Consider the following 21,898-nt stretch of genomic DNA (forward strand, 5'->3'; position numbering starts at 1 on the left):
CCGCTCAGGCGGCACTGCGTTCACGCGTGTTCAGTTTTTGGAGGGCATAGAGCGCGTCGAGGGCCTCGCGCGGGCTCATGGTGTCGGGGTCTAGCGCGGCCAGCGCGGATTCTACGGCGCTGGACAGCGGCGTCTCGGCCACGGGCGGGGGGGCGAACAGGTCCACCTGCGCCCGCGTTTGGGCATGCTGCGATTCGAGCGCTTCCAGCGCCTGCCGCGCATGGTTGACCACCGCCGCCGGCATGCCCGCAAGCCGCGCCACCTGGATGCCGTAGCTCTTGCTCGCCGGTCCGGGCTGCATTTCGTGCAGGAACACGATGTCGCGGCCCGCCTCGGTGGCGCTCACGTGCATGTTCACCGCGCCGTGGTGCGTGGCCGGAAACTCGGTCAGCTCGAAGTAGTGCGTCGCGAACAGCGTGAAGGCCTTGCTGCGGTCATGCAGCTGCGCTGCAATGCCCGCGGCCAACGCCAGTCCGTCGAAGGTGCTGGTACCGCGGCCGATTTCGTCCATCAGCACCAGCGATTGCGCGGTGGCGCTGTGCAGGATCTGCGCGGCCTCGGTCATCTCCAGCATGAAGGTCGACTGCGCATTCGCCAGGTCGTCCGCCGCGCCGATGCGCGTGTGGATCGCATCGATCGGCCCGAGCCGGCATGCCGCCGCCGGCACGTGCGAGCCGATGGAGGCGAGCAGCACGATGATCGCCACCTGCCGCATGTACGTCGACTTGCCGCCCATGTTCGGCCCGGTGATGACCTGCATGCGCTGCTGCGGTCCGAGCTGCGTGTCGTTGGCGATGAAGCCGCCCGACGACTTCTCGGCGAGGCGCGCTTCCACCACCGGATGCCGCCCCTGCTGGATCTCGATGCACGGGTGCGACACGAACGTCGGCGCGCGCCAGTGCAGCGTGTGCGAACGCTCGGCCAGCGCGCACAGCGCATCGAGCGTCGCGATGCCGCCGGCCAGTTGCGTGAGCGCATGCACCGAGGGCTGCAGCGCATCGAGCAGCTGTTCGTAGAGCCACTTCTCGCGGGCCAGCGCGCGGTCTTGCGCGCTCAGCGCCTTGTCTTCGAATGCCTTCAGCTCGGGCGTGATGAAGCGCTCGGCGTTCTTCAGCGTCTGGCGGCGGCGGTAGTTGTCGGGCACCTTCGAGAGCGCGCTCTGCGTCACCTCGATGTAGAAGCCGTGCACCCGGTTGAACTGCACCCGCAGGTTGCTGATGCCGGTGCGCTCGCGCTCGCTGATTTCGAGCTTCAGCAGAAAGTCGTCGCAGTTGTCGCTGATGGCGCGCAGCTCGTCGAGTTCCGCGTCGTGGCCGGTGGCGATCACACCGCCGTCGCGAACCAGCGCCGACGGGTCGGGCTTGATCGCGCTCACCAGCAGGTCGGCACAGCCCGGCGGCGGCGCGAGCCGCTCGGCGATGCGCGCCAGCAGCGGGGCGGAAGCGGGCAGCAGCGGCGCCAGTTGCTCCGCCTTCGCAAGCGCGAGGCGCAGTGCCAGCAGTTCGCGCGGACGCACCTGGCGCAGCGCGATGCGCGCCGCGATGCGCTCGACGTCGCTCGTGTTCTTCAGTTGCTCCCGCAGCGTGCGCCATGGCGCGGCTGTGCCGCCGAGCACCGTGGACTGCAGCGCGGCGATCGCCTCGAGCCGCGCCTGCGCTTCACTGCGGTCACGACGTGGCGAGAGCAGCCAGCGCTTCACGAGCCGGCTGCCCATGCCCGTCATGCAGGTGTCGAGCAGCGAGAACATCGTGGGCGAGTCTTCGCCGCGCAGCGTCTGCACCAGTTCGAGGTTGCGCCGCGTGGTGGGCGGCAGCTCGATCAGGTCGCCGTCGCGTTCGACGGAAAGCCGCTGCACGTGCGAGAGCGCGCGGCCCTGCGTGTGTTCGGCGTAACCCAGCAGCGCGGCCGCCGCGGCATGCGCATTGGTGAGCGATTCGGCGTTCCACGCGGCAAGGCTGTTGCTGCCCATCTGTTCGCTGAGCTTGCGCTCGCCGAGGCCGCCGTCGAACTGCCACGCGGGACGGATCGAGAGCGTGAACGGCGTTGCGGTGCGAGCGGCTTTCAGGCGCTGCTCGAAAGCCGGCGTCACCTCGGCGCTGTAGAGCAGTTCGCTCGGCGCGATGCGCGCGATCCACGCTTCGAGCGCATCGGCCGGGCACTCGGCCAGCCGAAGCTCCGCACCCGTCACGCTCAGCCACGCGAGCCCGCAGAAATTGCGCGTGCCCGCATGCACCGCGAGCAGCAGCGATTCGCTCTTGTCGCTGAGCAGTTCCGAATCGGTCAGCGTGCCGGGCGTGACCACGCGCATCACCTTGCGCTCCACCGGCCCCTTGCTCGCGCCGACCTCGCCCACCTGTTCGCAGATAGCGACAGATTCGCCCAGCTTGATGAGCCGCGCGAGGTACGTATCGACCGCATGGAAAGGCACGCCGCACATCACCACGGGCTGGCCGGCCGACTGGCCGCGCTGGGTGAGGGTGATGTCGAGCAGGCGCGCGGCCTTTTCGGCATCGGCCCAGAACAGCTCGTAGAAATCGCCCATCCGGTAGAACAGCAGGGTGTCCGGATGGTCCGCCTTGAGGCCTAAATATTGCGCCATCATGGGCGTGTGCCCGGAGAGGTCGCTGGTCGAGGGGGTGGGTTGGGCAGTCGTCGTTTTCACTCGGGGATTATCGGGGACGGGAGGGAGGGGCTTTCTGTCCCCCGCCCTAAAATCCCCCCGCGCAAACCCCGCGTGAAGAACAACAAGGCGCCCATGGCCCCCCCGGAAGAATTCAAAGGCCCTGAAGCGAACGCGCTGCCGGACACCGCCACCTTGCCTGCGGAACTCGCGGCGCTCTATCTCTGCATGCCGCCGGCCCAACTTGCCGACCTGCGCAAATCGAAGCGGCCGGAGAAGGGCGGAAGCGCTGGCCCGTCCACCATCAGGCCCGTGGAAGGCGGACCGTCCGGGCCCAAGGACCCGGTGCTCTATCAACTCGGCACCCTGCGTGACTACGCAAAGGCGCACACCGCACCCTCCGATTTCGACACCGCATTGAACAGCGGCATGCTCGGCTGGGTCTCCGCCAAGCTGCCTTTCTTCGCCGAGCGCGAACCCCGCATCAAGCGCGGCAAGCGCGTGCTCATCGGCGGTGCCTGGGACCGTGCGGACCCGCTGCGCGAGAAGCGCTTCATCGACTTGGCGAAGGGCCGCATCCGCTTCACGTCGCTCACATGCGCCGAAGCCGCGACGAGCCTCTGGGCCGACACCGCAAGCCACGCCGCATTCGCCGAAAAGGGCCTCGCCTTGCTCAAGGCCGAGACCCAAGCCATCGAGGCCTCGCTGGCTGCCACCCGCGACCTGGCCGCGGCTTCGACGCCCGACGCGGCCGCCTGACCGCCGCGCCTCGAACTTCACGATCGACCCTGGACGAGCACCGATGCTGATCAACTGCGTGGCCTACGAAAACGGCGCCAAGCTCGCCGACATTCCCGTCGAGGACATCAGCGACTACATCACCCGCCCCGGCTGCTTCGTGTGGGTGGCGCTGAGCGATCCCTCGCCCGAGGAGCTCGCCGAGATGCAGGCGGAATTCAACCTGCACCCGCTCGCCGTCGAAGACGCTCACCACGGCCATCAGCGCCCCAAGGTCGAGGAGTACGGCGATTCGCTCTTCGTCGTCATGCACCTCGTGGAGCCCTCGGCCGAGGGCGAGCACTGCGTCAACGTGGGTGAGGTCGACGTGTTCGTGGGCCGCAACTACGTGCTCTCGGTACGCAACCGCAGCCAGCAGGGCTTTCTGGGCGTGCGCGAACGCTGCGAGCGCGAGCCCGACCTGCTGCGCAACGGCGCGGGCTTCGTGCTCTATGCGCTGATGGATGCGGTGGTCGACCGCTACTTTCCCGTCATCGATGCGCTCGAGGTCGAGCTCGAAACCATCGAGCAGCAGATCTTCGGACACAGCGGCGCGGCGCGCGACAAGATCAAGCAGCTCTACGACCTGAAGCGCCGCAGCATGACCTTGAAGCGCGCGGTGGCGCCGCTCGTGGAGGCGGCGGGCAAGCTGTACGGCGGGCGCGTGCCGCAGGTCTGCATGGGCACGCAGGAGTACTTTCGGGACGTGGGCGACCACCTGGGCCGCATCAACGGTTCGATCGACGCGATGCGCGACACCATCGGCACCGCCATCGCGGTGAACCTGTCGATGGTGACCATCGAAGACAGCGAGGTGACCAAGCGGCTCGCCGCCTGGGCCAGCATCTTCGCGGTGTGCACCGCGTTCGCCGGCATCTGGGGCATGAACTTCGAGAACATGCCCGAGCTGAAATTCAAGTACGGCTATGCGGTGGCGCTGGGGCTCATCGTCAGCACCTGCGGGTATCTTTACTACCGCTTCAGGCGCGCCGGCTGGCTCTGAGTTTTGTGTTGCTCCCTCCCCTTCCGGGGGAGGGCAGGGGTGGGGGCTCGCGGCGTTCGATGAAGCACTGCGCCTGACAAGCGCCGCGTGCCCCCATCCCAACCTTCCCCCGGGAGGGGAAGGAGCAAGACCCGATCACTCGTCGTGCGAATCGTGCGTGGCCGCAGCGCCGCGCCGCCAGTAGCCCGACGCCCGCGTCCACTTCGGGTTCGCGCCGCGCTCGCTCACCAGGTGCGCGCGCAGTGCCTTCGCAATGCCCGACTCGCACCCGACCCACGCATGAAAGTCGCCGGCCGGCAGCTTCGCGGCCTTCAGCGCATCGACCAGCACCGTGCTCACGCCCGCCTCGGCGCCGCGGCGATGCACCCACTGCAGCGTGAGCTCGGCCTCGGTCTCGAACGTGATCTCGTCCGCTTCGCTGTCGACTTCCGCCAGCACCACCATCCGCGCACCGGCCGGCAGTTCGGCCAGCCGCCGCGAGATCGCGGGCAGGGCGGTGTCGTCGCCGATGAGCAGGTGCCAGTCGAACTCGGTCGGCACGATGAACGAGCCGCGCGGCCCGCCCACGCCCAGCGTGTCGCCGGGCTTGGCGTTCTCGGCCCATTGCGTGGCGGGGCCGGCGTCGTGCAGGGCGAAGTCGATCTCCAGCGTGTTCGCCTTCGCGTCGTGGCGGCGCGGCGTGTAGTCGCGCATCGTCGGGCGGCCACTCGCGGGCCAGATCGGACCCTCGGGCCCGGCCGTCGGCAGCGTGAGCTTGCCCGTGGTCGCGTCGGGGAAAAAGATCTTTGCGTGGTCGTCGAACCCCAGGCTCGTGAAGCCCGCGAGGTCGTCGCCCGTCAGCACGATGCGGATGAGGTGCGGCGTCACGCGCTGCACCGTCTTCACCGTGAGCTGGCGAAAGCGAAGGTCGTGGCGCACGCGGCGCGGCGTGCGGTCGGGCGTATGGGAGGAGGAAGTGGTGGTTGTGAAGTCGGTCATGTCAAAAGAAGAAGTTCAGATGCGCTCTAACTGTTGAGCGGCGCTGTCGAGCACCGCGGCGAAATCGTGGGCTTGTTGTTCTGTGAGGGGCGTGCCCGACAGGCGCATGCGCATGGCGAGCTTCAGGTTTTCGATGGCGCGCGTGACCTGCGGCGGGCGCCCGCCGCGCGGACCCGCGCCGTCCACGCCGCCCGTCATGCGGGCCATCATGGCGTCGGCCGTTTCGCGGTTGGCGGCCAGAAACTCCTGGCCGCCCGGGGTGATGCTGTAGCGCTTGCGGCCGCCGGTGTCGGCCGTTTCCACGCTCAGATGACCCATCTCTTCGAGCAGCGTGAGGGTCGGGTAGACCACGCCGGGGCTCGGCGCATAGCTGCCGCCCAGGCGGTCTTCGATGGCCTTGATGAGCTCGTAGCCGTGCGAAGGCTTGTCGGCGATGAGCTGCAGCAGCACGAAGCGCAGGCCGCCGTGGCCGAACACGCGCCCGCCGCCGCGACCACCGCGGCCTCCGGGCATGCGCTCTTCGCCGAGGTCGCCCTCGCCATGACCGTGCCGGCCACGGCCGCCGGAGAAGCCATCTCCATGCTCGCCGCGGGGGGCGTGGCAGTGGTGGTTGTGGTGGTGATGGCCGAAGTGGGGGTGTCTCATGTCGAAGTCCTTGATGGATGTATCGAAACGATTTTAGATATATATCTAAAACTAAGTCAAACAGGGGCTTGGTCTGCCGAAAACGAGACTTCTGCTCCTTCCGATGTATCTGATATCGGGCGTGACCACGCATGAAGCTCTCAAAGGATGTGCTGTTCCCCGCCAGCTTTGAGGCCTTCACTCGGGACGGGTCCACCTTGCGCGCTTCGTGGGGATAGACGTGCAGTAGTTCCTGTGGCAACACAGCAGACTCACTCGAGAGCGCCTTGCACTCGCCGTTGTGGTGCTGCAATGACAACGGCCACAATTCCGTCTCGCCGGGGTCTTGGCGAAGCCGCCGCAAGACACAAAAAATACGGGTTATCTCTTCGAGCTGGCTGATGAAATATGGATCGCAACAAGGGAATGTGAATGCCTGAAAAATTCTTTTTTTCGAAAAACCTGGAAATCAATCAGATCGACGGATTCCATTTATTGCAAGACCATATTGGTACGCCATATGCCAACCCATGGAATGACTACGACTACATCGTAACTTTCCAAGTTCATCGGGTAAATGGCGGTAAACGCCATAGTTTTGGAAAGGTGAAGATTCTGGCGAGAGACTATAAAAATACTTCTAGGTATTTTGAAGAAAAAGGCCGGCCAGTCGGTAGTAGCATTGAAGTTACTGATGCCCTCAAGTCCGGCAATGTGGTGTCTATGGCCAACGAGATCGATTATTACCGGCGGCTACATAAGGTTCTGGGTTCAAACGCGTTGCAGTATTTGCGAGGAATTTGTGATGCCAGCTATTTTTATACAAATTATTCGAGCTATAAGAATTGGCCGGGTTTCTCCGGTTCGATTTTTCGCGATGGCGCGGCTTCGCGGGCAATTTTGAAAGCTGGCGCCCAGGTTGCGATGGGTCGACATGTCCCGGAAAAAAAGTTTGAACTGATCATCAATGACTTGCCTGAAACTTTCGAATCCATAACTTTTCACTTCGACAATAAAAGATCGTTGGGGCGCACAAATATAAATCTTGTAATCGGAAAAAATGGTGTTGGAAAAAGTCATATTCTTCATCATCTGATCGAAATTGTTGTAGGCCTCAAGGAAAATAGCGAAAGCTGGCCTTATTTCCACAAAGTCATCGTTGCTGCATATTCACCATTCGAAACTTTCGATACCAAGAACAGAATTCTCGAAAAACTCGATGCGTATTACGCCTCTGGTGTTAGTTCCCTGCAAGATTTGGAAAAAAGTACAGAGCGCCGCCAACTTCAGGTGAATGAATATTCTTATGTGGGATTCAAAAGCTTCGAAGGAGATTTTTCTTTGTCTTGGCCCAAAATCCACAGTGCCCGGTCGCTCCTGAAAGTCATCGAATACGACATAGAAAATTTCTGGTGGACAGACGACAGTCGGTTCAAAACACTATTTGACACCTTGAGGCTTTCTATCGATTTCGATCATATTGCGCTGACCTGCAAAGACGGGACAACGGTAGAATTTGGTGCAGACGACAAAAAGGTCAGAGAAGACGGAAAAAAACAAGACGTCGAGTTTGATTTCGAAGAAGGCATATCTTTCATCAAAGGTGGAAATCTTCTGCAATTGAGTTCGGGTCAAAATATATATTCTTATCTTTTGCCTTGCCTAGTGGCCGAAATCGAAGACGAAAGTCTTCTCATCATTGACGAGCCCGAGCTGTACCTGCATCCGACAATGGAAGTGGGGCTGATCAACATGCTCAAGAGCCTGCTTGCTAAAACGTCGTCCAACGCCATCATTGCGACTCATTCGTCGGTGATGGTCCGTGAGGTGGAGCGTGAGGGGGTAACTATTCTGAGAAATCCAAAGGGCACCACTCAGTCATCACACCCGGGTTTCGAAACATTCGGGCAGTCTATTGATTTGATAATTGGCGAGGCCTTTGACGATTACTGCACCACAAAACCTTACGAGCAGACAATCGATGAGGCAATCAAAAAGTATGGCTCGGCGGAAGATGCCATGAAGGAGATCGGGCCGAAAGTCGGGGATGAAGCGTTGGCATATATCGTTTCAAAGTTCGAAGATAATTCAGAAATCATTTTTGAAAATCCTCAAGAATGAAACATCTGAGCTCGATGCTAGTTAAGAACGGCGCCGATTGGCTGAAATTGGCCGTCGATTCGGCCAAAGATGACGTCGAAGATTTGGCCGATGAAGCCTGTCGTTTGGCTTATCAATATCAATATTATCCGGGCATCGTCACTGATTTTTCGACCATGCCGCGGTACAGTCGTTTTCTTGGAATTCGGAAACTGATGGTGGAATTTTATGAATCTCCGCCCACCAAATTAAGAGCTGTTTTGCAGCTTCGAAGAAATAATCATGCTCTTCAGGAATGCCCCTCCTGCGGCTATCCGTTTGCTCCGGACACGCTCGATCATTTCATGCCAAAGGACGACTGGCCTGAATTTTCCATATTCCCGAATAATTTAACTCCTCAATGTCGTGGATGCCAGTCACAAAAGGGAAGTTTTTTCTACTCAGTAAAGGATAATCAGGCTTTTTTCATACATCCGATTTTCAGTGATGCGCTTTCAAAAATCGGATTCAAGGTGAATATAGAAATTGAAGGCAATAACCCGAGGTTTGAAGCCAAATTCACCCGGCTGGCGGCGCTTGAAAGCGCCGAGGAGCAGCGACTGAAAATTCATATCGAAAAGCTAGAAATCAGAAAAAGAATCTTGAAGTTCTGCTGGGCGGAATACTCAAAATGGAAAAATATGATCTCGGATAAAAAATTCGACATCAAGGCCGCTTTGCAGCAGCGAATCGACGAGCAACCTTATTCGAACAGCGATGTCGCGCGAAATTGGCAAGTGGCGTTCTATCGGGGTGTGTTGAAAAATCAGCAGGTCATGGACCATCTCAACAGCTTCGCACCCTCAGCTCCGCTCCCGCTTACTGAAGTTGTCAGCGAATTGAATTTTTAGCATGTACCTGCGGCGGATCGCTCAGTTGGTCAGTAACCGCCCGCTGAGCAAAACCTGCACCGTTCGAACCGTCAATACCACCAGCACTGCAGTCAGTACCACCAGCATCCCCCCAGCCAATAGCGGCAACCCCCACCCCCCCCGCACCCCCGCATACACCACCCCCGCATTCACCATCGCAGCCAGCGGAAAACTAACCGCCCACCACCCCGCCCCAAACGGCACGCTCCGCCTGAACACCTTCGGCGCCAGCACCACAAACAAAAACACCCCGAAGTAAAACAACAGCCCCGCGAACAGATCCACCCGCCCCGTGAGGTTCACGTACGTCGTGAATCCCACCTTGAACGGCGCGACAAGGATCAGCAGCGAGGGCGTCATCGCGGGGGCGAGCGGTTCGTGCTGGATCAATCGCGTGACGATCATCGTGAACAGCACGAGCGCCATCACCGCGCCCACGGCCGCCGACAGCAGCAGCACCTCGCCGGCCCAGGGCATGGGCATGTGGCTGCCGGTGACGGGAATGTCCAGCGCGGCGACGCCCGGAATGATCCACGCGGGCACCGCGTGCGCAGGGTGGCAGTTGCCGCCCAGCAAGCGCGAGACCACATGCGCAGCCAGCAGCAGCGTGGCGATGGTGCCGGCGATCCACATCACCTGGCCGAGCGTGCCGTTGTAGTGGCCGAGCACGGCCGATTGCAGCAGCAATGCAATGGCGATGGTGCCGAAGAAGTTGCCGGCGATCGGATGGTTGAACTCCGCCTTCACGGCCGCCGGGTGCCGCAGCAGCTTGGCGCCGTAGGCGATGGCGAGCACGACAAAAACGAAGGTGGCGAAGAGGCCGATCACGTCCGACACCACAAGGGGGACGACCGCGCCGAACTCGGTGTGCGCAAGGCGCCAGCCCATCGACAGGCCCGAGAGGCCCATCACCGCGGCGAACAGGCTGACGGGGAGGTTCTTGATGGACGCCCTGGAAGCAGCAGTTGCAGCAGTACTGCTGGCCGCAGCGGCAGGGCGGGTGTCCATTGCGGTGAGGACGGAGGTAGCGGAATTTGTCATGCGCGCCAGTCTCGGGCGCATCGGCTTGGGCTGTTACGGCCGTGGGCGGCGATTTCTGCCAAATCCTTGCGTTGTCTGACGTGCGCGCGTGCGTGCGTGCGGTCCGCGGCCTTTCTCGTGCCGGGGCTCAACCCGCCGCAAGCCTCCACCGCTGCGTCGCCACCGCATCCGCAATGTCGTCGTCGTGCGTCACCAGCATCAGCGCCGCGCCGCGTTCGTCGAGCGCATCGAGCAAAACGGCCATGGCTTCCTGCTGGGAGACCGGGTCCAGCCGCGACGTCGGCTCGTCGGCGAACACCAGCGCGGGCTGCACGGTGAGCACCCGCGCGAGCGCAACGCGCTGCAGTTCGCCGCCGGACACCTGCGAGGGGCGGCGCGCGAGCAGGTCGTGCGGCACGCCCATGCGGCTGAGGTGTTGCAGCACGGCGGGCCATGCGCAGCGATGCCTTGCCGCCACGTCGCGCAGCGACTGCCCCAGGGTGACGTGCGGCGCGAAAGAAGCGACGGGGTCCTGGTAGAGCTTCTGGAAGGCGGTGGCGTGCAGGCCTTCCGCGCGCCGCACCACGCCGCGGTCGGCGGGCATGAGCCCGAGCAGCACATTGCCGAGCGTGCTCTTGCCGGTGCCGCTCGGGCCCTGCACCACGAAGCGGTCGCCGGCGCGAATCTGCAGATCGACGCCGTCGAACAGCGGCTTGCCGCCGAAGCCCTTGGACAGGCCCTGCGCGCTGAGCACCGGCGCGCCTGCCGAAGCCGAGGCTGCTGCACGTCGGGGCCAGCGCGCGGGGTCGGCCGCGACGAGCCGCCGCGTGAACGCATGCTGCGGGTCGGCCAGCACGGTGCGGGCATCGCCGCGCTCCACGACCTGGCCGGCGCACAGCACGATGAGTTGTCCGCCCAGCGCCTCGGCCACGCGCAGGTCGTGCGTGATGACCACGACGCATCCGCCGCCGCGCTGCACGCCCTGCAGCATCGCGACGGTGTGGTCGCGCCAATGCGCATCGAGGCCCTTGGTGGGTTCGTCCGCCAGCAGGATGCGCGCGCCGCCCGCGCAGGCCACGGCGGCGGCGGCGCGCTGCGCCATGCCGCCGGAAAGCTGCCACGGGTACTGCCGCGCGGATGCCGCGAGGCCTGCGGCTTCGAGGTCGTGCAATGCAGCGGCTTCTGCTTGGTCGAACGCGGCACCGCGCACCAGTTCGTGCGTTTCCGAAAGCTGCGGCGCGATGCGCATCAGCGGGGCGAGCGCGAGGCTCGGCTCCTGGGGCAGCAGCGTGACCGTGCGGCCCCAGCGCGGCCGCCGCGCGCGGGCGTCGTCGGCGCGGCTCGTCGTGCCGTCGAGGGTGACGCTGCCGCTGGCGCGCAGCGCGGCCGGCAGGTTGCCCATCACGGCCTGCGCGAGCAGCGATTTGCCGGCGCCGCTTTCTCCGAGCAGGGTCAGCACTTCGCCGGGGCGCAGGCTGAAGGACACGTCGCGCAGCAAGGCGCGGGTGCCGACGTGAACGCCGAGGTTGTCGGCTGCGAGCAGAACGGAAGCGGTCATGTCGTTTCTCCATCGCCGGCCACGAGCATCATGCCGAGCACCACCGCCATCAGCAGCGCGACGGGCGCGGCAATGAGCCAGGGCGCCTCTTCGTAGTGGGGAAGAAACTCCGTCATCATCAATCCCAGTTCGGGCGTGGGCGGCTGCAGCCCCACGCCGATGAAGCCGAGCGCGGCCAGTGCCAGCACCGCCTGCGCCGCACTGAAGGCGAGCAAGGTGCCCAGCACGGGCGCGAGCGCGGGCAGCAAGTGCCTGCGCAGCACGTAGCCCGTACCGAAGCCGAGCAGGCGCGAGGCCTGCACCGCATCGCCCGCGAGCACCTGCCGGCTGGCGGCGCGGCACACGCGGAAGTACTCGACCCACAGCGACAGCGAGAGGCCGATGTACAGCGCCCAGTGCCGCCCCGGCGCCAGTGCGGCGAACAGCAGCACCAAGAGCAGGCCGGGCACCGAGAGCACGGCATCGGCCAGCATGACCAGCGCGCGTTCGATGCGCCCGCCGCGCCAGCTCGCGGCCACGCCCAGCAGCACGCCGGGGACGGCCGCGGTCAAGGCCGCGAGCAAGGCCAGGCCCAGCGAGAGCCGGGCCGCATGCGCGAGGCGTGCGAGCACGCTGCGGCCCAGCACGTCGGTGCCGAGCCAGTGGGCGGCGCCGGGCGGCAGCAGCGTGTCGGCGAGCGTCTGGCGGGCGGGGTCGATGCCGATCAGCTCGGGGCCGAACAGCGAGAACGCCGCGACCAGCGCGAGGATGCCGAGACCCGCGCGGCGGCGGAGGGTCGTGCGGCGAGCGCTGCGGCCGGCGAGGTCGAGTGCGGGCATGTCGATGACGCTGCCGTTCATGCCGCCGCTCCCATGCGCCGGCGGGGATCGAGCGCGAGGCAGGCCGCATCCACCAGCAGGTTGAACACCACGAACAGCAGGCCCATGCACAGGGCCGCGCCCTGGATCATCGGCACGTCGCGCCCGAACACCGCATGCACCAGCGCATGGCCGATGCCGGGCCAGGCGAAGAGGGCTTCGACGACGACCGCGCCTTCGACCAGGAACACCGCATGCACGCCGAGGTAAGCGACCACCGGCGTGGCCGCCTGGCGCAGGCCGTGGCGCACGAGCGCCTGCCTGTCCGACAGGCCCTTGGTGCGGGCGAATTCGAAAGACGCGGAGGCGGCCGCCTCGCGCATGGCGGAGCGGGCCACGCGCGCCAGCCCCGCGGCGAGCCCGAGGCCGAGCGTCAACGCGGGCAGCAGCAGGCTGGCGCCGTGGTCGTCGCCCGCAACCGGCACGGCGCCGAGCTGCACCGCCACCACCACCATCAGCAGCACGGCGAGCAGAAAGGGCGGCAGTGCGCGCAGCACCACGGCCAGCGCCAGCGTGAAGCGGTCGACCCATCCACCCGCATGCAGGCCCGACCAGATGCCCAGTGGTAAGCCGACGAGGGCAGCGACGAACACCGAGGCGGCCGCCAGTTCGATGGTCGCTGCGAGTTGATGCGCCACTTCGCGCCACACGGCATGGCCGCTGACCAGCGAGGTGCCGAGATCGAGCCGCGCGATGTCTCCCCACCAGTGCAGCAGCGCGAGCCACAGGGGCCGGTCGAGCCCGAGTTCGAGGCGCACGGCATCGGCCGCCGCGTTGCTCACGAGGTCGTAGCCGTAGCGCCCCGCGGCGATGCGGGTGGCCATGTCGCCCGGGAGCGAGCGGGCCATGAAGAAGCACACGGTGCCCACCAGGAGGCCGAGCGCGAAGATCTGGATGGCGCGGCGCAGCAGCATCGCGGTCCAGGCGGTGCGGGTGATGTCGGGGGTCATGGTCTTGAGGGTTTTGTTCATGTCGCCCACCTCATCGCGGTGAGCCGGTAGGAGCGTTCCAGCGGATCGAGGCTCACGCCCTCCAGACGCCGGCCCACGGCCACCTGCTGGCGATACCAGGTGATGGGGATCACCGGCAGCTCGGCGTGAAGCACCGCCGTGACCTGCGTTCGCAACGCCGCCGCGCGTTCTGCCGACGAAGTGCCGCGCGACAGTTCGGCCAGCGCGCGCACGACTGCATCGCTGCGCCAGCCCATGGCACCCCAGTCGCCGCCCGAGGTGCCGAAGTCCTGCATCAGCGTGCCGGTGGGGTCGGGCACGGTGGCGTAGTTGCGCGCGGCCAGGCCGAGCTGCAGGCTGCCGTCGCGGTGGCCCAGGGGTATGTCGCCCGAGTTGCCGATGCTGACCTGCACGGCGATGCCCGCCTGCCGCCATTGCTCCTGCAGCGCCGAGGCGATGAGCGGGAGCTCGGGCCGGTCAGGAAAGGTGCGCAGCGACAGGCGAAGCGGCTGGCCCGATGCGTCGCGCAGGCCATCGGGCGCACGTCGCCAGCCGGCTTCGGTCAGCAGCCTTGCCGCGGCGTCGGGGTCTTGCTTCAACGGTGGCAGCGCGTTGTTGTGCCAGGCCGCCATCGTGGGCGGAAAGAGCTGCGTGGCCGCCAGTTCGGGGTCGCGCAGCAGCGCCTTGGCGATGCCGGCCCGGTCGATCGCGAGGCTCAGCGCCTGCCGCACGCGCACATCCTTCAACGCGGGCAGTCCGGCGTTGACCTTGAGGATCACGGTGCGCGGCAGCGTGACGGTGTCCACCTGAACCCGGCCGCGCTTGCGCAGCCGCACCAGGCTCGCCGGATCGAGGCCGTAGGCCAGGTCGGCTTGCCCGCCTTCGGCCATGAGCGCGCGGGTTTCTGAGCGGCCGGCCGCGAGATACCGCACGCGCTCTATGGCGGGCCGGGGTCCGTCGTAGCCGTCGAAGACGGCTGCTTCCACATGCTGCGGCGGCGCCATCGACACCACGCGGTAGGGGCCGCTGCCGACGATGCTTCGCACGGCGCCGTCCGCCGCATAGCTCGCGGGCGCGAGCACCATCGTGCTGCTGTGCGCGAGCAGTGCAGGCAGTGCGCCGTAGGGGTGGGTGAGCCGGATCACGATCACGCCCGCACCCTCGGCCTCCACCGAGCGGATCGGCGCCTGGCTCAGCAGGGCAGGCGCCACGCGCGCGGCCTGCAGGCAGCGCACGACGGCTGCGGCCGTGACGGCCGCACCGTCATGAAAACGCGCGGCCGCGCGCAGCGTGAAGTGCCACGCGAGACCGTCGTCCGACACACGCCAGCGCTCGGCCAGGCCCGGCAGCGGCAAGCCGTCGTCGCTCGCGTTCATCAGCGTTTCGGTGATCTGCATGCGCGTGAACACGTGGCCGCTGCTGGCGGGGGACAAGCCCGCGATCTCCCAGGGGCCGACGATCTGCAGCGGCGCGCGCGCCGTGGCCGGCTGCGCCAGCAGGGCCGTCGATGCGGCGGTGACCGGGCCGGCCGCAAGGAACTGGAGCGCGCGGCGGCGCGTGAAGTCGGGTGGCAATGTCATTTCAGAACTTGGCCTGCAGGCCGACGGTGACGGTGCGCGGTGTGCCGGGCGTGACCCAGACGCGGCTGTACGAGCTCGCGTAGTAGGTCTTGTCGAACAGGTTGTCGACGTCCAGCGTCAGGCGCAGCGTGGGGTTGATTCGCCAGTACGCGACCAGCTTGGCGGTGGTGTAGGCCGGCAGGTCGAACGCGGGCTTGCCGGCCTTGGCCTCGGCCTGCGTGCGCGCTTCGCCCAGGCGCCTGCCCACGTGCGTGACCCCGCCGCCGATGCCGTAGCGCTGGCCGTTGGCCAGGCCGTCTTCGTACACCGCGAGCACGCTGCCGTTGACGCGCGGCACGTTGAGGAGGCGCCCGCCCGCCTCCAGGGTGTTGTCCTGCGTGATCTCCACATCGTTGAGCACCAGGCTGGCGGTGAGGCGCCAGTGCTTCGAGATCTGGCCCGAGAAGTCGAACTCCAGGCCACGGCTGCGTATTTCTCCCGCCGCCACCGAGTAGCCCGCGTTGGCGGGGTCGGAGGTGAGCACGTTGCGCTTGCGGATGTCGAACAGCGCGGCGGTAGCGCCCATGCGCTGGTCGGCGCTCTCCCACTTGGTGCCCAGCTCCAGCGAGCGGCCGGTCTCGGGCGCGAAGCCGTTGGCAGAGACGTCCGAGCCGGTGTTCGGCCTGAACGAGCGGCCTGCGTTGGCGTACACGGTCCATTGCGGTGTCGGCAGCCAGCTCAGGCCGATGCGCGGCGAGGTCGACGAGGGCTCCTGGCGGGCCGTGGTGGCGTTTCTGCGGTTCAGGAGCGACTGGCTGTAGTTGTCCGCGCGCACGCCCGCCACCAGCCGCCATTCGGGCGACAGCTTGATCGCGTCCTGCACATAGAACGCGGTGTTCTTCTGGTGCTCCAGCGTGTCGGTGTTGGCGGTGGGCACTGGCTGGCGCTGGCCATACACCGGGCTGTAGATGTTGATGGCGTAGGGCCTGGCGGCGGTGGGATTCGCGCGCAGCATCAGCGTGTCCATGTCGAAGCGGAAGCTCTCCACGCCGAACAGCAGTTCGTGCTCGATGCCGCCGGTCTTCAGGTTGCCCTGCAATTCGGCCTGCAGCGCGATGTCGTTGGAGCTGAAGTCGCGAAAGCGCCGCTGCCGCGTGAGGCTGCCGTCGGCCCGCAAGGCGGTGGGCTCGGTGGCGAAGCCGTTCACCGAAGTCTCGCGGTACGACACGCCCACGCGGCTGCGCCACGCGGAATTCCATTCGTGCGACAGGATGAACTGGTGCGTCTGGTTCTTCACTGTCACATCGCCGTCCGCCGGCTCGCCGAAGAACCGGCTGCGCGGCACGGCGCCCAGACGGTTATTGACGGCCACCACGCCCCGGTCCAGCGGCGTGGCATGGCGCAGGTACTCGCCGGAATACTCCAGCACCGTGTCGCGGCCCAGCTTCCAGGTGAAGGCGGGCGCGACCACTTCGCGCCGGGCGCCCACGTGGTCGCGAAAGCTGTCTCGGTCTTCGGCCGCCACGTTCAGGCGATAGGCGAAGTTCCCGCCGATCGGCCCGGCGAGGTCGAGCGCACCGCGCTTGAGGCCCTGGCTGCCGGCGTACACCTCGACGGCGTTGGCCGATGTCCACAAGGGCCGCTTGGACACGATGTTGAGCGTGCCGCCGGGTTCGCTGCTGCCGTAGAGCGCGGCGGCCGTGCCCTTGAGGAATTCGATGCGCTCCACGCCGGCGAGATCGCGCGGCGCATTGAAGCCGCGGTTCGAGGAGAAGCCGTTGAACAGCGTCGCCATGCCGGTGTTCTCGTTGCCCGGAAGCCCGCGGATGGCGATGTTGTCCCAGAGCCCGCCGAAGTTGTTCTGGCGCGAGACGCCGCCCACGTAGTCGAGCACATCGTCCAGCTTGGTGGCGCCCAGGTCGTCGATGGCCTGCCGCGTGACGATGCGCACGGACTGCGGCAGCTCGCGCAGTGGCAGGTCGCTCTTGGCGCCGGCCGCTTCGTCCGCGTGATAGGCGCCGGACTCGGTGCGGCCGACGACTTCGACGGTGGTGAGTTGCCCCTGTGCGGCTGCGGAAGGTGCAGGAGGTGCATCCGCGGACTGGGCCATGGCTTGCCCGGAGAAAAGCGCCGAGGCCGCCAGTGCGAGCGGTAGGCGACGAAACAGAAAGACGCGGCTGTTCGCGCGTGCGAGATCAAAGGAAGTCATGAATGGCAATCGACTGCACGCCGCCGCCGTGCATTCGAAGAGCCGGGCGCCGCGCAAAAAACAAACGAGCCGCTGCCCTTCAGGTCAAGGGCGGCGGAATGTCAGGTCGATGCGTTCGGAGGCGCGCGCGAAGCGAAGGGCCAGCGGCCCGCAAAGGGCTCGAAGGCCGTGCCGGGCGGAGCGCGCGGCAGTGCGGTGGTCTGCACCACCTCGAGCGCGGCCGGCAACCGCGCGGGCGCCGCCGCAAAGTGCACATGGGCCAGGCAGCATTCGCAGACCCTGTGATTTTCCTGGTCGCCATGCGCAGGGGAGTCCGCTTCCGAGGCTGCGTCGTCTGCGATGGTGTCGAGGCCGGCCGCCTGCGCCATGCCCTCGACGGCCTCCCGCATATGGCCGGCCTCGTGCAAAGGCATGCCGATGGCCGCGTTGAAGAACACGGCCAGCAGCAGGAAACGGAGGAGGCGTTGAAGCGGGAGGGGGCGAAGCGGCATGACGGGGGCGCTGAATCATACCGGCGCGAAAAACCGCTGAAACCCGCAGCAACGTAAGGCGCGCACGGATGGCGCGGCATTGATGCCGGGTAGCGGGGGGCGTTGTGTGATTTCGTTTTATTCGACTTGTCGTAGTGAGACTACGACAAGTCGATCAAATCAAAACCTTGCGGCGGTTTGAAATTGTCTGAATAATCGTAGTGTGACTACGACAAGTCGATCAAAAATAATTTCGCTGATGGCTCAAGTGCCGGGCGGAACACCTGTCACCAGCGAAGACCTGGCGCTGGAGGGCATCTCCGCCGACCTGGCCGTTCACTACGTGCGGGCGGGGTGGCTCCGGCGCCTGGCGCGCGGCGTGTATTGCCGTCCTGACGCTCCCTTGCAGCGAGACCCCAGCTTGCTGCTGCTCCAACGCCAGATACCGGGGCTCCACGTGGGCGGCAAGTCCGCGCTGGACTGGCATGGCATACGCCACTACGTCTCGCAGGCGCCAAGGCTGCACCTCTATGGCCTCAAATCGGCCAAGCTGCCGGAGTGGTTCACCGAGGTCTTTCCCGCGGAGTACCACCGCAAGCAACTCTTTCGCAGCGACACGTCGGGCATGCAGTACGCACGCCCGTTCGAAGGGCGTGCGAATGCACCGAATGTCTCGGCCCCGGAGCGCGCATTTCTGGAGATGCTGAGTGAGGTGGGCACGCGCCAGCCGTTGTCGGAGGCGCGCGAATTGGCGGAGGGCACGTACAGCTTGCGATCCTCTGTGCTCGGCGAACTTCTGCGCGATTGCAGCAACGTGAAAACGGTTCGCCTATGCCTTCACCTCGGCCGCGAATTGTCCTTGCCATGGGCGAAGAAGCTGGACCCGGCGAGCCTGCCCACCGGCGGCAGTCGGCCATGGGTCTCCAGAACTAACGACGGACTGCTGATCCTCAAATCGTGAACGACCTCTATCTCAAGACGGCGCGCCTGCTGACCCAGGTTGCGCCCTTCGTCTTCGCCGACGAAACCTTTGCGCTCAAGGGCGGCACCGCCATCAACCTCTTCGTGCGAGACATGCCGCGGCTGTCGGTCGATCTGGATCTTGTGTTGCCGGATCACACGCTGTCGCGCGATGCGGCGCTCAGGAAGATCAAGGATTCGCTTGGCAAGGCTGCCGATGCACTCAAGGCCAAGGGATTCCGGGCGCATCTCTCCGGCGTGCCGGCTGCTGACGAAACCAAGCTCTTCGTGAAACGCGACGACGCTGAGGTCAAAGTGGAAGTCAACTACGTGATGCGAGGGACCGTGAAGCCCGTCTCGGTGATGGGGCTCGCACCCAGAGCCCAGGAAGTACTTCAGGCGGAGTTGGATATCCCGGTGGTGTCGCTCGACGATGTTTATGGCGGCAAGCTCGTCGCAGCCATGGACCGGCAGCACCCGCGGGATTTGTTCGACGTGATGCAGTTGCTGGAAAACGAAGGCATCACGAGCGGCATCCGGCGCGCCTTCGTGGTCTACCTCGCAAGCCACAAGAGGCCGATTCATGAGGTCTTGTTTCCACGGCTGCGCGATGTGAGCACCGAATTTCAGGCCAACTTCCAGGGCATGACCACCGAGCCTGTCGAACTGGATGCACTGCTCGCAGCGCGAGACCAGATGATTGCCACGCTCCACAAGGAACTTGATGCCGAGGAGCGCGCATTTCTCGTGACCCTTGCCAACGCTGCGCCGGAATGGCACCGCATGGGCATCGCGCACCTTGGCGCGATGCCCGCGATTCAATGGAAGCTGCAGAACCTGGCGAAGCTGAAAGAGTTGAACCCGGCCAAGTTCGAGGAGCAATCGCGCGAACTTGCCGAGAAAATTTCAGGCCTCGGAGAGGCCAGGTAGCTCCCGGTTGGGTGTGAAGTTCAGCGCTGCGGCATGTCCTTCACCGAATACCCCAAGCTCACCGTCGCATCCTCCGGAATCGCCGGCATCGTCGCATTCCACGCGAGCCAGTCTTCACGCATTGCGGCCAGCCGCTCGGGCTCTTTCTTGCCGAGGTTCGCGCGCTCGCGCTCGTCCGCCGGAATGTTGAACAGGTACTCGTTGCCGTCGACCTTCAGGTACTTCCAGTCGCCGTCGCGCATCGCCTGCTGGGCGCGGTGGTTCATGCGCCAGTGCAGCGGGCGGCGGAAGCTCTGCTTCGCGTCTTTCAGTACGGGCATCAGCGACACGCCATCGAGCGGATAGTTCGCATCGGCCTTCACGCCGGCGGCTTCGAGCATGGTCGCGGACCAGTCCATGGTCATGCACAGCTGCGTGCTCTCGCCGCCCTTGGCGATCACCGCGGGCCAGTGCGCGATCCATGGCACGCGGATGCCGCCTTCGGTCAGGTCCATCTTGCCGCCGACCAGCGGCCAGTTGTCCGAGAAGCGCTCGCCGCCGTTGTCGCTGGTGAAGACCACGAGCGTGTTGTCGGCCATGCCGTGCTTCTGCAGCGCGGCCATGATCCAGCCGATGCCTTCGTCCATGTGATGGATCATGCGGCGGTACACATGAATGTTGCCGCCGGCCAGGTCGAAGAGGTTGTCCTTGATGGCGGGCGCCTTCTCGGCGTCGTCACGCGTTTCCCAGGGCCAGTGCGGGGCGGTGTAGTGCAGGCTCAGGAAGAACGGTTGCTCCTGCTTTGCCATGCGCTCCACGTAGTCGACGGCGCGCTTGGAGAGCATGTCGGTGAGGTAGCCGTCTTCCTTCTTGTCCTCTTCGCCGAACCACAGGTCGTGCTGGCCGGCGGAGTCGCAGTGGGTGAAGTAGTCGACGCCGCCCGACATGGGCCCGAAGAATTCGTCATACCCCGAGCGCAGCGGACCGAAGTGCGGCGGATAGCCCAGGTGCCACTTGCCGATGAGCGCGGTCTGGTAGCCGCTGGCCTTGAGCAGCGAGGGCAGCGTGGGGTGGTCGGTCGGCAGGCCCAGCGTGGTGCTGCCGCGGCTGCTGCTGCGGATGGGCTCTTCGGCCGCGCCGCGCAGGCGGTACTGATACCGCGCGGTGATCATCGCGAAGCGCGTGGGCGAGCACACGGGCGAGTTCGCGTAGCCCTGCGTGAGCTTCAGCCCGTTCGCGGCCAGGCCGTCGAGCACGGGCGAGACGGGGCCGAACGCGGCGTCGCGGCCGCCGTAGCAGCCGAGGTCGGCATAGCCGAGGTCGTCGGCGACGATGAAGATGATGTTGGGTCTGCTGGTCATGGGTAACGAATGAGGTTCAGGGCTGGTAGCCCGACTTCTGGACGACGGGCGCCCACTGCGTCTTGTAGGCCTTGAGCATCGCGATGGTCTGCGCCTGCGAGCTCACCACGGGCGTCATGCCCGAGTCCTTGAACTTGCGCTGCGTGTCCGGGTCCTGCATCACGTCGCGGATGGTCGCGGCGAGGCGCTCGACCTTGTCCTTGGGCATGGTGGCGGGCGCGAAGAAGGTGTTCCAGCCGGTGGCGGCGAGGTCCAGGCCCGCTTCCTTGAAGGTCGGGATGTTCGGCGCGAACGGCGAGCGCTTTTCGCCCGAGAGCGCGAGGATGCGCAGCTTGCCCGCGTTGTGCTGCGGGATCACCACGTCTTCGGTGTCGACGGCGATGGGCACCTGGCCGCCGATGAGGTCGTTCAACAGCGGTGCGGAGCCGCGGTAGCCGATCACCTGCGTCTGCACCCTGGCCTTCTCGCCGACCATCAGGCCGAAGAAGTGCGGCAGGCTGCCGGTGGCGGGCACGCCCACGTTGGCCTGCTGCGGATTGGCGCGCATCCACGCGAGCAGGTGGGGGAGTTCGCGCACGGGCAGGGTGGGCGAGACGGCCAGCGCGAAGTCGTAGGCGTTGACGTGCGACACGGGCACGAAGTCGCGCTCGGCGTCGTAGTTGTTGTCCTTGAAGACCAGGGGCGCGACCACCATCACGGCGGGGTTGGCGAGCATCAGCACGTTCTGGTGGGCTGGCGTGAGCTTGACCTGCTGCGCGGCGAGACGGCCGCCCGCACCGGGCTTGTTGTCGACGATGACGGGCACGCCGAGCTTGGCGCCGAGCTTCTCACCCACGATGCGCGCCACGCGGTCGGTGGCGCCGCCGGGGGCGTAGCCGACGACGATGTGCAGGGGACTGTCGAGCGTCTGGGCGTTCGCGCCGATCGCAATGGTCGCCATGAGGCCGGCTGCGGTCAGCAGGCCGACAGCGCGGCGGGTGACACCGCGGGTAAGGCCGCGAGTGATGGGTTGGTTGGGGTTCAGCATGGTCT

The 21,898-nt window shown here is 65.5% G+C and carries 18 protein-coding genes; 6 read left to right on the forward strand and 12 right to left on the reverse strand.

Translation table 11 applies throughout. The annotated features are described in order from the left end of the window. Positions 1-4: 4 nt before the first annotated feature. Entirely contained in the window at positions 5-2,602 is a 2,598-nt protein-coding gene (gene mutS, locus QFZ83_RS06740) for a DNA mismatch repair protein MutS (protein WP_307512642.1), read from the reverse strand. Positions 2,603-2,755: 153 nt separating this feature from the next. Between mutS and QFZ83_RS06745 the strand changes: the two genes are divergently transcribed. Both QFZ83_RS06745 and corA read left to right on the forward strand, forming a co-directional pair. After that, on the forward strand, positions 2,756-3,379 hold the full coding sequence (locus tag QFZ83_RS06745; protein WP_307504168.1) for a hypothetical protein: 624 nt from the start codon (positions 2,756-2,758) through the stop codon (positions 3,377-3,379). A 43-nt stretch (positions 3,380-3,422) separates the two neighbouring features. Beyond that, positions 3,423-4,400 carry a magnesium/cobalt transporter CorA gene (gene corA, locus QFZ83_RS06750; RefSeq protein WP_013542514.1) on the forward strand — a complete coding sequence of 326 codons (978 nt, stop codon included), beginning with the start codon at positions 3,423-3,425 and terminating at the stop codon, positions 4,398-4,400. Positions 4,401-4,535: 135 nt separating this feature from the next. Here the strand turns inward: corA and QFZ83_RS06755 are convergent, their stop codons facing one another. Together QFZ83_RS06755 and QFZ83_RS06760 are read right to left on the reverse strand one after the other, a co-directional pair. Beyond that, positions 4,536-5,378 (reverse strand): siderophore-interacting protein, encoded by an 843-nt coding sequence (locus QFZ83_RS06755; RefSeq protein ID WP_307504173.1) that lies wholly within the window; start codon positions 5,376-5,378, stop codon positions 4,536-4,538. Positions 5,379-5,393: 15 nt separating this feature from the next. Continuing rightward, positions 5,394-6,023, reverse strand: coding sequence for a PadR family transcriptional regulator (locus QFZ83_RS06760; protein ID WP_307504176.1), 630 nt, complete (start codon positions 6,021-6,023; stop codon positions 5,394-5,396). Between the two features lie 411 nt (positions 6,024-6,434). Between QFZ83_RS06760 and QFZ83_RS06765 the strand changes: the two genes are divergently transcribed. Both QFZ83_RS06765 and QFZ83_RS06770 read left to right on the forward strand, forming a co-directional pair. After that, positions 6,435-8,123, forward strand: coding sequence for an ATP-dependent endonuclease (locus QFZ83_RS06765; protein WP_307504178.1), 1,689 nt, complete (start codon positions 6,435-6,437; stop codon positions 8,121-8,123). Continuing rightward, complete coding sequence (locus tag QFZ83_RS06770) at positions 8,120-8,992, forward strand: hypothetical protein (RefSeq protein WP_307504181.1); 873 nt, start codon at positions 8,120-8,122, stop codon at positions 8,990-8,992. The genes QFZ83_RS06765 and QFZ83_RS06770 overlap by 4 nt, the downstream gene beginning before the upstream one ends. A 21-nt stretch (positions 8,993-9,013) precedes the next feature. Here the strand turns inward: QFZ83_RS06770 and QFZ83_RS06775 are convergent, their stop codons facing one another. The 7 genes from QFZ83_RS06775 to QFZ83_RS06805 all read right to left on the reverse strand — a co-directional run bounded on the left by QFZ83_RS06775 (position 9,014) and on the right by QFZ83_RS06805 (position 17,657). Further along, on the reverse strand, positions 9,014-10,054 hold the full coding sequence (locus QFZ83_RS06775) for an SLAC1 anion channel family protein (protein ID WP_307504184.1): 1,041 nt from the start codon (positions 10,052-10,054) through the stop codon (positions 9,014-9,016). 127 nt (positions 10,055-10,181) lie between these two features. Continuing rightward, the gene (locus QFZ83_RS06780; RefSeq protein WP_307504188.1) at positions 10,182-11,591 is read right to left on the reverse strand and encodes an ABC transporter ATP-binding protein; all 1,410 of its coding nucleotides are present in this window, start codon (positions 11,589-11,591) and stop codon (positions 10,182-10,184) included. Then, a complete protein-coding gene (locus QFZ83_RS06785) occupies positions 11,588-12,430 on the reverse strand; it encodes an ABC transporter permease (protein ID WP_307504192.1) in 843 nt (280 codons plus the stop codon). The genes QFZ83_RS06780 and QFZ83_RS06785 overlap by 4 nt, the downstream gene beginning before the upstream one ends. Beyond that, positions 12,427-13,419, reverse strand: coding sequence for an ABC transporter permease (locus QFZ83_RS06790; protein ID WP_307504195.1), 993 nt, complete (start codon positions 13,417-13,419; stop codon positions 12,427-12,429). Before QFZ83_RS06790 ends, QFZ83_RS06785 begins: the two co-directional genes overlap by 4 nt. Continuing rightward, positions 13,416-14,978 carry an ABC transporter substrate-binding protein gene (locus QFZ83_RS06795; RefSeq protein WP_307504198.1) on the reverse strand — a complete coding sequence of 521 codons (1,563 nt, stop codon included), beginning with the start codon at positions 14,976-14,978 and terminating at the stop codon, positions 13,416-13,418. Before QFZ83_RS06795 ends, QFZ83_RS06790 begins: the two co-directional genes overlap by 4 nt. 1 nt (position 14,979) lies before the next feature. Beyond that, positions 14,980-17,166: a TonB-dependent siderophore receptor gene (locus tag QFZ83_RS06800; RefSeq protein WP_307504201.1), complete on the reverse strand. Its 2,187-nt coding sequence runs from the start codon at positions 17,164-17,166 to the stop codon at positions 14,980-14,982. Between the two features lie 101 nt (positions 17,167-17,267). Further along, positions 17,268-17,657, reverse strand: coding sequence for a DUF2946 family protein (locus QFZ83_RS06805; RefSeq protein WP_307504203.1), 390 nt, complete (start codon positions 17,655-17,657; stop codon positions 17,268-17,270). A gap of 202 nt (positions 17,658-17,859) precedes the next feature. On the opposite strand from QFZ83_RS06805, the gene QFZ83_RS06810 reads away from it, so the two are divergent. Further along, positions 17,860-18,597, forward strand: coding sequence for a type IV toxin-antitoxin system AbiEi family antitoxin domain-containing protein (locus tag QFZ83_RS06810; protein ID WP_307504205.1), 738 nt, complete (start codon positions 17,860-17,862; stop codon positions 18,595-18,597). Continuing rightward, the gene (locus tag QFZ83_RS06815; protein WP_307504208.1) at positions 18,594-19,526 is read left to right on the forward strand and encodes a nucleotidyl transferase AbiEii/AbiGii toxin family protein; all 933 of its coding nucleotides are present in this window, start codon (positions 18,594-18,596) and stop codon (positions 19,524-19,526) included. Before QFZ83_RS06810 ends, QFZ83_RS06815 begins: the two co-directional genes overlap by 4 nt. A 20-nt stretch (positions 19,527-19,546) precedes the next feature. Here QFZ83_RS06815 and QFZ83_RS06820 read toward each other — a convergent pair whose 3' ends face one another. Beyond that, entirely contained in the window at positions 19,547-20,866 is a 1,320-nt protein-coding gene (locus QFZ83_RS06820) for a sulfatase (RefSeq protein WP_307504211.1), read from the reverse strand. Between the two features lie 16 nt (positions 20,867-20,882). Beyond that, positions 20,883-21,893 carry a Bug family tripartite tricarboxylate transporter substrate binding protein gene (locus tag QFZ83_RS06825; protein WP_307504214.1) on the reverse strand — a complete coding sequence of 337 codons (1,011 nt, stop codon included), beginning with the start codon at positions 21,891-21,893 and terminating at the stop codon, positions 20,883-20,885. Positions 21,894-21,898: the final 5 nt, after the last annotated feature.

It is taken from the genome of Variovorax sp. W1I1 (genome assembly GCF_030815625.1).
GTDB lineage: Bacteria > Pseudomonadota > Gammaproteobacteria > Burkholderiales > Burkholderiaceae_C > Variovorax > Variovorax paradoxus_C.